The following is an 11,528-nucleotide window of genomic DNA, read 5'->3' as shown; positions in this document are numbered from 1 at the left end:
CGGGGTGTCCGCGCCCCGGGTGGTCGTATGGACGGCGGGAGTTCCTGGCTCGCCCGGCAGCTGCCGGGTTCACAGTGGCGGGACCGCGCCGGATTCTCACCGGGCTTCCTCCCCAGGGCCGTGCCGGCCCTGCGCCGTCGCTGGCGTCCGGCGGGTCAGCCGACCCACCGACCTGCATAGTAAGGGCTGTGGCCGGGCGAGGTAAGCGGGCCTGTGGACAGGCCGGAGCAGGGGCCGGGGCGCACCCCCGTGTACCCGGATCCGGGCCGGGGCGACGGCCGGATCCGCCCCTGATCGCCCGCCCACCGCCGTGGGTATGCTCGCGCCCATGCCGCCCTCCCCCCCGATACGGCCCCCAGGGGCCGAACCGCCCCTACGGGACCGCGGTGACGCCTGCCCGGGAGCGCTGCGGCTGCACCTCGCCGCCGACGGCCGCCTGGCCCGAGTGCGACTGCCCGCCGGAGATTTGACGGCCCGTCAGGCCGAGGTGCTGGCGGACGCCGCGGACCGGCTCGGCGACGGTCACCTCTCCCTCACCTCCCGCGGCAATGCGGAACTCCGCGGCCTTGCGGACGGCTGCGGCACAGCGCTCGCCGCGCTGCTGCGCGACGCCGGCCTGCTGCCCTCCGAACGCCATGAACGCATCCGCAACATCCTTGCCTCCCCGCTCGCCGGTCTGGACCGGCACACCCCCGCTGACGTGCGAGGGTGGGCCCGACACCTGGATGAGCTGCTCTGCGCGAGCGCCTCGGCGACGGCGCTCTCGGGCCGTTTTCTCTTCGTCCTGGACGACGGACGGGGCGATGTGGCGGGGCTCGGCGGAGATGTGACCTTGGTCGCAGAACGGGCCGGGTCCGGGGGCACGGCCGGGTCCGGGGGCGGCGCCCTGCTGCGGGTCGGCGACGACCCGGCGGCGCTGCGGATCGCCGGCCCGGACGTACCGCGCGCCGCGCTCGCCGCCGCCGAGGCCTTCCGCGCCGCCGCCGACGCGAGCGGCAGCGGCGCCTGGCGGGTCCGCGAACTCCCGGACGGCTACGGTCTGACGGCCCGGAAGGTGGCGGAGGAACTGCACAAGGCGGGCATCGGCGCCGCGTACGTGGCCGGGCGCGTGGCCGTGGCCGGGGCCGAGGCCGAGGCCGGCGGCGCGGACCGCCCCGAGGCACCGCCCCGGCAGGACTCCGTGCCGTACGCCGACTCCTCCGCCCCCGGCATCGTCGAGGCCCCCGACGGCCGCCGCGCGCTCTGCGTCCTGGCGCCGCTGGGGCGGCTGTCGGTCGCCCAGTGGCGGCTGCTGACCGCCATCGCCGCCGCGGACGGATCCGGCGCACTGCGGCTCACCCCCTGGCGCGGCATCGTCCTGCCCGGCCTGTCGCCCACCACGGCCGGCCCCCGGCTGACGGAGCTGGCCGCCGCCGGCCTGGTCACCGACCCGGCCTCCCCCTGGCGCCGCCTCGGCGCCTGCACCGGCCGCCCCGGCTGTGCCAAGTCCCGCACCGACGTACGCGCCGATGCCACGGCCGCGGTCGCGGCGGGCACCCTCCTCCCCGGCGACCCGGCCCGCCCCGACGCCCCGGCACCGCACCGCACCGTCCCCCGGCTCCCGGTCCACTGGTCCGGCTGTGAACGCCGCTGTGGCCACCCGCACGGCACCTGGGTCGACGTGCTGGCCACGGCGGACGGCTATCAGATATCGGTCGTACGGCCGGACGCACCACCAGCAACACAAGAAACGAGGCCACAGTGACCGCGTTCGACTACGAGAAGGACGGTGCGGCGATCTACCGCCAGTCCTTCGCCACCATCCGCGCCGAGGCGGACCTCACCGGGCTGCCCGCCGACGTCAGCCAGGTCGCGGTCCGGATGATCCACGCCTGCGGCATGGTCGACCTGGTACGCGATCTGGCCTTCACCCCCGACGTGGTGGCCGCCGCCCGCAAGGCACTGCACGCCGGTGCGCCGATCCTCTGCGACGCCAACATGGTCGCCAGCGGCGTCACCCGCAAGCGGCTGCCGGCCGGCAACGAGGTGCTCTGCACGCTCACCGACCCGTCGGTCGCGGACCTGGCCGCCCGGATGGGGACCACCCGCAGCGCCGCCGCCCTGGAACTGTGGCGGGACCGGATGGACGGCGCGGTGGTCGCGTTCGGCAACGCCCCCACCGCCCTCTTCCGGTTCCTCGAAATGATCGGGGAAGGCGCGCCCCGCCCGGCCGCCGTCATCGGCATACCCGTGGGCTTCATCGGCGCCGCGGAGTCCAAGGACGCGCTGATCGCCCACCCGTCGAAGCTGGACCACATCGTGGTGCGCGGACGCCGTGGCGGCAGCGCCATGGCCGCCGCCGCGATCAACGCCATGGCAAGCGAGGAAGAGTAAGCGTGAGCGAGCAGCAGGCAACCGGTGACGGCAGCGTCGCGACGACGGCCGGCCCCGGCCGTCTCTACGGGGTCGGCCTCGGCCCCGGCGATCCGTCCCTCATGACGGTCCGGGCGGTCGAGGTCATCGCCGGGGCCGACGTCATCGCGTACCACAGCGCCCGGCACGGCCGCTCGATCGCGCGCTCCATCGCCGCCCGCCACCTCCGCGCCGACCACATCGAAGAAGCGCTGGTCTACCCGGTCACCACCGAGTCGACCGACCACCCCGGCGGCTACCGGGGCGCCCTGGACGAGTTCTACGAGTCCGCGGCGGCCCGCCTCGCCGCCCACCTCGACGCCGGCCGCACGGTCGCCGTCATCTCCGAGGGCGACCCGCTCTTCTACGGCTCCTACCAGCACATGCACAAGCGGCTGGCCCACCGCTACCCGACCGAGGTCATCCCCGGCGTCACCTCCATCAGCGCCGCCGCGGCCCGCCTGGGCAAGCCCCTCGCCGAGGCCGACGAGGTCCTGACGATCCTCCCCGGCACGCTCCCGGAAGAGGAACTCACCGCCCGCCTGGCCTCGACCGACACCGCCGTCGTCATGAAGCTCGGCCGTACCTTCCCCACCGTCCGCCGCGCCATGGCACGCTCCGGCCGCCTGCCGGAGGCCCACTACGTCGAACGCGCCACGATGCCCGGCGAACGCACCCAGAAGCTCGCGGACATCGACGCGGAGTCGGTCCCGTACTTCTCCGTCACCGTCATCCCGAGCCGCATCGCCGACGTCCCGCCCACGGCGGTGGCAGCCCCCGGTCCCGGCACGGTGGCCGCATCGCTCGACGGCCTCGATGAGGTGACCGCGTCCCCGGACGGGCCCGACGAGGTAGCCGCATCACCCCACCGCACCGGCGAAGTGGTCGTCGTCGGCACCGGCCCGGCAGGCCCCCTCTGGCTGACCCCCGAGTCCCGTGGCGCGCTGGCCGCCGCCGAAGACCTCGTCGGCTACACCACCTACCTGGACCGCGTCCCCCTGCGCCCCGGCCAGCGCCGCCACGCCTCCGACAACAAGGTCGAGTCCGAACGCGCCGAACTCGCCCTCGACCTGGCCCGGCGCGGCCGCCGGGTGGCCGTGGTCTCCGGCGGCGACCCGGGCATCTTCGCCATGGCCACCGCCGTCCTGGAAGTCGCCTGCCAGTCCCCCTACCGCGCCATCCCCGTACGGGTCCTCCCGGGCGTCACCGCCGCCAACGCCGCCGCCGCCCGCGCCGGCGCCCCCCTCGGCCACGACTACGCGGTCATCTCCCTCTCCGACCGCCTCAAGCCCTGGGACGTCATCGCCGAACGCCTCCACGCGGCGGCCTCCGCCGATCTGGCCCTCGCCCTCTACAACCCCGGCTCCCGCAGCCGCACCTGGCAGGTCGGCAAGGCCCGCGAACTCCTCCTGGAACACCGCGCCCCCGACACCCCGGTCCTCCTCGCCCGCGACATCGGCGGCCCCGAGGAGTCCGTCCGCACGGTGCACCTGGCCGACCTCGACCCGCTCCAGGTCGACATGCGCACCCTCCTGATCATCGGCTCGTCCCAGACCCAGGCGGTACGGCGCGACGACGGCACCGAGGTCGTATGGACACCGCGGAGGTATCCGGAGAGGTGAGCCGGACGGCTGCCCAGGCCGTACACAGTCCATACGCCTACGAGAACTGCCCGAACCCTGTCGAGGGCTCGGGCAGTTCTCGTACCTGCCGTGCGGCGGAGCGGGGTCAACCCCTTCACATGCGTTACCGGGTCGGTTTCCTCTCCCGCGGCTGACGCTTCTGCTTGCCCGAACGCTCTTCGTGGCCGGCGCGGACTCGCCCGGCCTTGACTGCCTTGACCGCGGTCTTCGGCATCGGCACGCCCGGCCGGGCCCGCAGGAGTTGCGATACCCGTTGGAAGGAGACACCGAGGACACGACCGGCGTCCCGTTGGCTCAGTGACTCGGTCAGGGTGGCCGCGGCTTCCTGCATGGCCTTCTGCGCGGCTTTCCTGGCGTCCTCGGCGGCCTTTTCGGCCTTCTCCGCAGCCTTGAGAGCCTGCACTGCCTCCTTGGGCAACACCGGCTCGATCTCTACCTCGACGTCCTCGATTTCGACATCGAGCATGACGGCGATGGCTTCACGAGCCGCCTCATCGGCCTTGTCGAGGCGTTTTGCCTGGCTGAACACTCCCGGGAGGTCAGGGACCTCCAAGGCCCACCATTCACCCGCGCGGCGCGCTGTAACGCGGTAGGCGGTCATCGCCACCACCCTTCTCCGAGCTCCGGTTCGAGCGTCTTACAGATTCCCTGGCCGGTGAGTTCGTTGATTTCGGTGTGTTTGGGGATCACGACGCGAGTGTTGCCGCACACCCAGGTTTGATGGCTGCCTTTCTGGCGGACCAGGTCGAAGGCGACACCTCGGGCTTTGGCTGCGTCCCCGATCTTTTTGATCAGGTCCCTGTACTTCATCAGTGTAAGTCCAATGAAACTAGACACGTCAAGTCAAGCATGAGTAGACAGTCCTTCTCCTGCGGCGCCCATAGCGCGGGATTCATCTCACTGAAGCGGCCTGGCCAACAGGGACGGACCGCACGTATAGAGATCATTCAACCGGCCGACATCGCATGGCAGTTGTTGTCAGACTCTCGCCGTGAGCTCGGCCTGGCCTTCGACCGACCTGCCGACTACAGGACTCCTCTTGATCACGTTGCTCGGAGGAGCAACGTGATCAAGAGGAGGGCGCGGCCGGTCAGCCGAGCCAACCGCCCTGCACGCCGCCTATGAACCCCGACCAAGCAGCGGCCGGGAACAACAGCACACCGCCGGTGGGGTTCTTGCTGTCGCGGACCGGGACTGCACCGGGGAAACCATCGGAGACCTCAACACAGTTGTCGGCTCCGCCATCGCTGTAGCTGCTCTTACGCCACACGGCGTCGACCAGGTCGCTGGCTGTCTTCATGGTCTGCTGTCCTCCACCAACTGCTCGATGAACGCTGCTGAATCAGACGGCGAGAGGGCCTCGTCGCGGAGCCGATCGTAGGACAGGCGATATGGCTCAACCTCTTCTGGCTCTTCGATCAGTTCACCCGAGCTGTTGCCTTCCAGGTAGGCAACAGCACCACCGTCCGCCATCCACAAGAGCCAGAGCGAACCACCCACCAGGCTATGCACTCCGGCAGAGAACGGAAGGATCTGAATGGTCATGTGCGGGGACCTGGCAGCCTCCAAAATCCGCACCAGCTGGTCATGCCAGATGACAGGGTCGCGCACCGGCCGTCGAAGCGCCGACTCGTCGAGGATGACCCGAACATTCGGCGGTCGGTGACGCTGCAGCAACTCCTGTCTGCCCAGTCGGGCAGCGACGTTCTCTTCGATCTCGTCGGGGCTTATGGGCGTTGTCACCGACGACAGCACCACTCGTGCGAAGTCCTCGTTTTGAAGCAACCCAGGGATGGCGCTCGCATATGTATGCAGGATCGTCGCCTTCGCCTCAAGCTTCATGAACTCCCGGTACTTGTCCTTGAAGGCATCCAGCCGCGCCAGCCCCCACAAGCGCACCAGCAGCCCACCCGTGCCGTACGTCCGATCCAGCGCCTCCATGACCGGCAGTTTCGAGAGCCGTTCGCCAGTCTCCAGGCGGTGCAAGTAGGTGCGGTCGTACTTGATCTCATCGGCCAGCCGGGCCAGCGACCTGCCGGACGACTCCCGCAACCGGCGGAGTTCACACGCAAGGACCCAACGAGCCGAGCCCTCGTCCTCGGAATTCTTTTCGACCATTCGCCAATTCCCCCATCCTCCTGTTGTCCCGTTCCGACGGCAACGCCAACTCCCTGTCGGAAGCGGCTTGTTGTGACGACTCTAGGACCGTGAAAGGGCTTTTGCAGCCCAGTCAGGATTCGAACAGAGAAGAGGAATGGGAATGGCAGAGCGCAGCCCTGTGGCCGGGAAGATCAGGGACGTGGAGCAGGCGTGCAGCGAGCTGCGGACGGCGCTGAAGGGGGCGGGCATCACCCTGCCGTCGCTGGCCGTGGACGTGGTCTCGCTGGCGGAGCACTTTCCGCGGCCGCTCGTGGAGCTGGGGCGATGTACCCCCGAGGTCGCGCGCCGGCTCGCGGACGCGGTGCGGCAGTGCGCCCCGTGAGCGAGGAGGCGGGCGAATCCACGACTGCCCGCGATCCGGACGGCGGTGAGGACGGGCAAGAGGAATCCGTAAAGCGCCGCGAAGAATTAGCGGAAAGGGTCCGCGAGGCCAATCACCTCAGTGTGAATTGGCCACACTGAAAATACGGCGGACCCACTGCACAGCCTCGTCCGGACCGGCCACTACCGAAATACCCTCCGGCAAAGGAGGCCGCCGTACGACCACCACCGGCACCCCCGCCTCCCGCGCCGCCGTCAGCTTGGCGGCGGTGGCGGCGGCGCCGCTGTCCTTGGTCACCAGGACGTCGATGCGGTGGGCGCGGAGCAGGTCCCGTTCGCCGTCCAGGGTGAACGGGCCGCGGTCCAGGAGAGTGGTCATCCGCGGCGGGTACGGGGGCTCGGGGGCGTCGACGGAGCGGACGAGGAACCAGAGGTCGGTGAGGTGGGCGAAGTGGGCGAGGCCCATCCGGCCCGTGGTGAGGAAGATGCGGGTGCCGAGGGCGGGAAGGGCGGCCGCGGCCTCGTCCAGGGAGGTGACCTGGTGCCAGGTGTCGCCGGGTGACGGCACCCAGCCGGGCCTGCGGACGGCGAGCAGGGGAACATGGGCGGTGGCGGCGGCCTCGGCCGCATGGCAACTGATCGTGTCGGCGAAAGGATGGGTGGCGTCGATGAGCGCGTCCACCGCGTGCTCGCGCAGCCAGCGGGCCTGGCCCTCGGGGCCGCCGAATCCGCCGATGCGTACCTCCCCGGCGGGCAGCCGGGGCGCGGCGACCCGGCCGGCGAGCGAGGTCGTCACGCGCAGGGACGGCTCCGGCGCCAGGGCGGCGGCCAGGCGGCGGGCCTCCGTCGTGCCGCCGAGGATCAGTACGTGGCGTGGCGGGCGGGCTGCGTCGGGCATGGGATGTGGGTTCCTCCGTGGCTGAAGCGCAACCGCAGGGTACGGGGCCGCAGGGTACGGGCAAGGCCGCGGGAGGGCGTAGCGCACAGCTCGCGCACACCGGGCTGCGGCACGGCTGGACGACCGGTGCCTGTGCGACGGCGGCGAGCACGGCCGCGTACACGGCGCTGCTGAGCGGCGAGTTCCCGGATCCGGTGACGATCACGCTGCCGAAGGGGCAGACGCCGTCCTTCGCGCTGGCGGTGGAGGAGCTGGCGCCGGGGCGGACGTCCGCCATGGCGGGCGTGGTGAAGGACGCGGGCGACGATCCGGATGTGACGCACGGGGCGCTCGTGCGGGCCACCGTGCGCGCGCTGCCGGCCGGGTCGGGCGTCGTCTTCACGGCGGGGCCCGGGGTCGGGACCGTGACCCGGCCGGGGCTGCCGCTGGAGGTGGGGGAGGCGGCGGTCAATCCCGTACCGCGGCAGATGATGCGGGAGCATCTGGCGGAGGTCGCCCGGCAATACGGCGGCGGGGCGGGGGCGGCCGCCGATGTCGAGGTGGAGATTTCCGTCGATCACGGGGAGGAGATCGCCCGGAGTACCTGGAATCCGCGGCTGGGCATTCTGGGCGGACTGTCGATCCTGGGGACCACCGGGATCGTCGTGCCGTACTCCTGCTCGGCCTGGATCGACTCCATCCGGCGGGGGGTGGATGTGGCGCGGGCGGCGGGACGGCGGCATGTGGCCGGGTGTACGGGATCGACGTCGGAGAAGGCCGCCGTCGCCCTGCATCACCTGCCCGAGGATGCGCTGCTGGACATGGGGGATTTCGCGGGGGCGGTGCTGAAGTACATCCGGCGCCATCCCGTGGAGCGGCTCACCCTCTGCGGCGGGTTCGCCAAGCTGTCCAAGCTGGCGGCCGGGCATCTGGATCTGCACTCCGCGCGGTCCCAGGTCGACAAGGGATTCCTTGCGGAACTCGCCCGGCGGGGCGGGGCGGACGAGGCGCTGGCGGGGGCGGTGGCTCAGGCCAACACGGGCCTGGCGGCGCTGCAGTTGTGTGCCGCGGCGGGCGTCCCGCTGGGGGATCTGGTGGCGGCGAGGGCACGGGACGAGTCGCTGGCCGTGCTGCGGGGTGCGCCCGTCGCGGTCGATGTCATCTGTATCGACCGGGCGGGGCTGGTGGTGGGGCGGGCGGAGCCGCGGGGGCCGGGGGACACCGGCCGGGGAAGCCCTCGTGGGTGAAGGGCTTCCCCGCCTCAGCGGTCAGGTGCGGTACCCGTAACCGAACCGGTCGGCCACACAGTCGTGGTGGCTGCCGGTGAGCCTGCCCAGCGCCGACCCGAGGGCACAGGTGGTCAGCTGCAGCGGGTTGTCGCGGAACCGTCCCTGCCGGTCGTAGCGGCCTTCCTGCCGGTCGTTGCGGCCTTCCCGGCGGTCGTAGCGGCCTTCCCGGCGGTCGTTCAGCCGCCCCGGCCGGTCGTTCGGCCGCGGCGGGCTGTCGTGCATCCACGGGGAGCTGTCGTGCGTCTGTCCCGGGGTGTCCGTCGCCGTCCTGACGTGGTCCCTGCCGTCGGCGCCGGCGACACTGGCGCCGAACAGCGTCAGCAGGGCTGCGGCGCCGACCACACCGGCGGCCAGTCTGGTACGCATCGTGGCGTACTCCTTTGCTTCGGCCCCCCTTGGGTGTCGCAGCTTCCTTACCGGCCCCCGAGAGCCGGATAACAGACATTCACCCCGATGCGGTCGTACGGTCAGCCGGACGGTCCCGGCGGGGCCGGGCCGGCCCTACGGGGTGTCCGCGGACGCCGGAGCAGACGCCGGAGCAGACGCCGGAGCAGACGCCGACGCCCCGCACGGCGCGTGCGGCCGTGCGCGGTCCGCCGAGTAGAGATGGCTGTCGCGGAACTGTTTGGCGCCCAGGGTGCGGCCAACCATGATGACGGCGGTACGGACCACGCCCGCGGCCTTCACCTGGGCGGCGATGTCGGCGAGGGTGCCGCGCAGCACGAGTTCACCGGGACGGGAGGCCATGGCGACGACGGCGGCCGGGCAGTCGGCGCCGTAGTGCGGCAGGAGTTCGGCGACCACCCGGTCCACGTACAGGGCGGCCAGGTGAAGGACCAGCAGCGCGCCGCTGCGGCCGAGCGTGGCGAGGTCCTCGCCCTCGGGCATGGGGGTGGCGCGCTGGGCGACGCGGGTGAGGATGACGGTCTGGCCGACGGTGGGCACGGTCAGCTCACGCTTGAGGGCGGCGGCCGCCGCGGCGAACGCGGGGACGCCCGGCACCACCTCGTACGGCACCCCGGCCGCGTCCAGCCGGCGCATCTGCTCGGCGACCGCGCTGAAGACGGACGGGTCGCCGGAGTGCAGCCGGGCGACGTCGTGGCCCTCCTCGTGGGCACGGACCAGCTCGGCGGTGATCGTGTCGAGGTCCAGCTGAGCGGTGTCGACGAGCCGGGCGCCGGGCGGGCACTCCGCGAGCAGCTCACGCGGCACCAGGCTGCCCGCGTAGAGGCAGACCCCGCAGGAGGCGAGCGTACGGGCGCCGCGCACGGTGATCAGGTCGGCGGCGCCGGGACCCGCGCCGATGAAGTGGACGGTCATGGTTGCTCGGTCTCCTCGGGGAGGGAGGACGGGGACACGGACGGGGAGGCGGCCGCCGGCTTCACGGCCGACCACTGGGTGACCGGCATCGCCTGCCGCCAGCCCGTGAAGCCGCCGACCGGCACGGCGTGGGCGACCGCGAGCCGGACCAGTTCGCCGCCGTGCTGCCGGTATTGGCCGGCGAGCAGCGCCTCGGACTCCAGCGTCACGGTGTTCGCGACGATCCGGCCGCCCGCGGGCAGCGCCTCCCAGCACGCGGCCAGCAGGCCGGGCGCGGTCAGCCCGCCGCCGATGAACACCGCGTCCGGCGTCGGCAGACCGTCCAGCGCGGCGGGCGCGGACCCGTGGACGATGCGCAGCGCCGGGACGCCGAGTGCGCGCGCGTTACGGCCGATCCGCTCGGCCCGTACGGCGTCCCGCTCGACGCTCAGGGCGCGGCAGCCGCGGTGCGCCCGCAGCCATTCGATGGCGAGGGAACCGGAGCCGGAGCCGATGTCCCACAGGAGTTCGCCGGGGACGGGCGCCAGCGCGGCGAGGGTGGCCGCGCGGACATGGCGCTTGGTGAGCTGGCCGTCGTGTTCGTAGGCGGCGTCGGGGAGGCCGGGGACGGTGGACAGCGCCGGGGTGCCGGGCGCACGGCGGCAGTCGAGGGCGATGACATGGAGCGGGTCGGCGGGCGGGGCGTCCCAGCCGTCGGCGGTGCCCTCGGCGGTCCGCTCACGGGGGCCGCCGAGCTGCTCCAGTACGCGCATACGGGTGGGGCCGAAGCCGTGGGCGCGCAGCAGGGCGGCGACCTCGGCGGGGGCACCGGCGCCGGCGGACAGCACCAGCAGCCGGTGACCGTCGTACAGCCCGCGGGCCAGGTTCTCAAGAGGCCGTCCGACGAGCGTGACGACCTCGGTGTCCTCCAGCGGCCAGCCGAGGCGGGCACAGGCGTAGGAGACGGAGGAGGGGTGGGGGAGGATGCGCAGCCGCGGCGTCCCGGGAACGGCCGCCGCCTCGTCCGCCAGCACCTCGGTCAGCGTCCGCCCGATCCCGTGGAACATCGGATCGCCGCTGGCCAGCACGCACACCCGGCGCCCGGCGTGTGCGGCGAGCAGTCCGGGGACGGCGGGGCGCAGGGGGGAGGGCCAGGGGACGCGCGCACCGGCGCACTCCTCGGGCAGCAGCGCGAGCTGGCGGGGGCCGCCGATCAGCACCTCGGCGGTCCGCAGGGCCTGCCGGGAGGCGGCGGGCAGGCCGTCCCAGCCGTCGGCCCCGATGCCGACGACGCAGACGGGTTCAGGAGCGGCCGGGGCGGGTGGTGCGGGGCTCACTGCCGAGTACCTCAGAGGTCGGGAGGGGCCGGTCCCGGGGAGGGACACCGGTCCGGGGGACGGGAGCCGAACTTTACTGACCGGTCGGCTCACGCCGTCCCGCGGGGAGGCCGGCCCGCTCACGGCGTACGGCGGAACCCGGTGCCCTGCGGAACCCTTTGCCCCGCGAAACCCCCGGCCCGGCGAAGCCCCCTGCCCCGCGAAACCCCCG

13 protein-coding genes and 1 riboswitch are annotated in these 11,528 nt (G+C 72.6%); of the genes, 5 read left to right on the top strand and 8 right to left on the bottom strand.

Going from position 1 to position 11,528, the window contains the following annotated elements; all coding sequences use genetic code 11:
* Positions 1-38: 38 nt before the first annotated feature.
* Positions 39-111, bottom strand: a riboswitch (cobalamin riboswitch).
* A gap of 217 nt (positions 112-328) precedes the next feature.
* From cobG to cobJ, 3 genes are all read left to right on the top strand, one after another.
* The gene (cobG, locus tag ACWGJY_RS28080) at positions 329-1,744 is read left to right on the top strand and encodes a precorrin-3B synthase (RefSeq protein ID WP_453263647.1); all 1,416 of its coding nucleotides are present in this window, start codon (positions 329-331) and stop codon (positions 1,742-1,744) included.
* Positions 1,741-2,373: a precorrin-8X methylmutase gene (locus ACWGJY_RS28075; protein ID WP_453263646.1), complete on the top strand. Its 633-nt coding sequence runs from the start codon at positions 1,741-1,743 to the stop codon at positions 2,371-2,373. The genes cobG and ACWGJY_RS28075 overlap by 4 nt, the downstream gene beginning before the upstream one ends.
* Before the next feature lie 101 nt (positions 2,374-2,474).
* Positions 2,475-4,013, top strand: a complete 1,539-nt coding sequence (gene cobJ / locus ACWGJY_RS28070) for a precorrin-3B C(17)-methyltransferase (protein ID WP_453263664.1) — start codon at positions 2,475-2,477, stop codon at positions 4,011-4,013.
* A 124-nt stretch (positions 4,014-4,137) separates the two neighbouring features.
* On the opposite strand, the gene ACWGJY_RS28065 is transcribed toward cobJ, so the two are convergent.
* The 4 genes from ACWGJY_RS28065 to ACWGJY_RS28050 form a co-directional block, all read right to left on the bottom strand.
* Complete coding sequence (locus ACWGJY_RS28065) at positions 4,138-4,635, bottom strand: type II toxin-antitoxin system HicB family antitoxin (protein ID WP_453263645.1); 498 nt, start codon at positions 4,633-4,635, stop codon at positions 4,138-4,140.
* The gene (locus tag ACWGJY_RS28060; protein ID WP_453263644.1) at positions 4,632-4,844 is read right to left on the bottom strand and encodes a type II toxin-antitoxin system HicA family toxin; all 213 of its coding nucleotides are present in this window, start codon (positions 4,842-4,844) and stop codon (positions 4,632-4,634) included. Before ACWGJY_RS28060 ends, ACWGJY_RS28065 begins: the two co-directional genes overlap by 4 nt.
* A 280-nt stretch (positions 4,845-5,124) precedes the next feature.
* Positions 5,125-5,334: a DUF397 domain-containing protein gene (locus ACWGJY_RS28055; protein ID WP_453263643.1), complete on the bottom strand. Its 210-nt coding sequence runs from the start codon at positions 5,332-5,334 to the stop codon at positions 5,125-5,127.
* A complete protein-coding gene (locus tag ACWGJY_RS28050) occupies positions 5,331-6,152 on the bottom strand; it encodes a helix-turn-helix domain-containing protein (RefSeq protein WP_453263642.1) in 822 nt (273 codons plus the stop codon). Before ACWGJY_RS28050 ends, ACWGJY_RS28055 begins: the two co-directional genes overlap by 4 nt.
* Positions 6,153-6,288: 136 nt before the next feature.
* Here ACWGJY_RS28050 and ACWGJY_RS28045 point away from each other — a divergent pair, with 136 nt between their 5' ends.
* Positions 6,289-6,516 carry a hypothetical protein gene (locus tag ACWGJY_RS28045; protein ID WP_453263641.1) on the top strand — a complete coding sequence of 76 codons (228 nt, stop codon included), beginning with the start codon at positions 6,289-6,291 and terminating at the stop codon, positions 6,514-6,516.
* A gap of 117 nt (positions 6,517-6,633) precedes the next feature.
* Here ACWGJY_RS28045 and ACWGJY_RS28040 read toward each other — a convergent pair whose 3' ends face one another.
* Positions 6,634-7,413, bottom strand: a complete 780-nt coding sequence (locus ACWGJY_RS28040) for a cobalt-precorrin-6A reductase (protein ID WP_453263640.1) — start codon at positions 7,411-7,413, stop codon at positions 6,634-6,636.
* A gap of 17 nt (positions 7,414-7,430) precedes the next feature.
* Between ACWGJY_RS28040 and ACWGJY_RS28035 the strand changes: the two genes are divergently transcribed.
* On the top strand, positions 7,431-8,639 hold the full coding sequence (locus ACWGJY_RS28035) for a cobalt-precorrin-5B (C(1))-methyltransferase (RefSeq protein ID WP_453263639.1): 1,209 nt from the start codon (positions 7,431-7,433) through the stop codon (positions 8,637-8,639).
* Positions 8,640-8,660: 21 nt separating this feature from the next.
* Here ACWGJY_RS28035 and ACWGJY_RS28030 read toward each other — a convergent pair whose 3' ends face one another.
* From ACWGJY_RS28030 to cbiE, 3 genes are all read right to left on the bottom strand, one after another.
* A complete protein-coding gene (locus tag ACWGJY_RS28030; protein ID WP_453263638.1) occupies positions 8,661-9,047 on the bottom strand; it encodes a hypothetical protein in 387 nt (128 codons plus the stop codon).
* Between the two features lie 135 nt (positions 9,048-9,182).
* On the bottom strand, positions 9,183-10,001 hold the full coding sequence (gene cobM, locus ACWGJY_RS28025; protein WP_453263637.1) for a precorrin-4 C(11)-methyltransferase: 819 nt from the start codon (positions 9,999-10,001) through the stop codon (positions 9,183-9,185).
* The gene (gene cbiE, locus ACWGJY_RS28020; protein ID WP_453263636.1) at positions 9,998-11,317 is read right to left on the bottom strand and encodes a precorrin-6y C5,15-methyltransferase (decarboxylating) subunit CbiE; all 1,320 of its coding nucleotides are present in this window, start codon (positions 11,315-11,317) and stop codon (positions 9,998-10,000) included. The genes cobM and cbiE overlap by 4 nt, the downstream gene beginning before the upstream one ends.
* Positions 11,318-11,528: the final 211 nt, after the last annotated feature.

It is taken from the genome of Streptomyces sp. NPDC054765, from assembly GCF_053612065.1.
The sequence above is the reverse complement of the archived record's forward strand: the minus strand, read 5'-3'. Positions and strand labels throughout refer to the sequence as shown.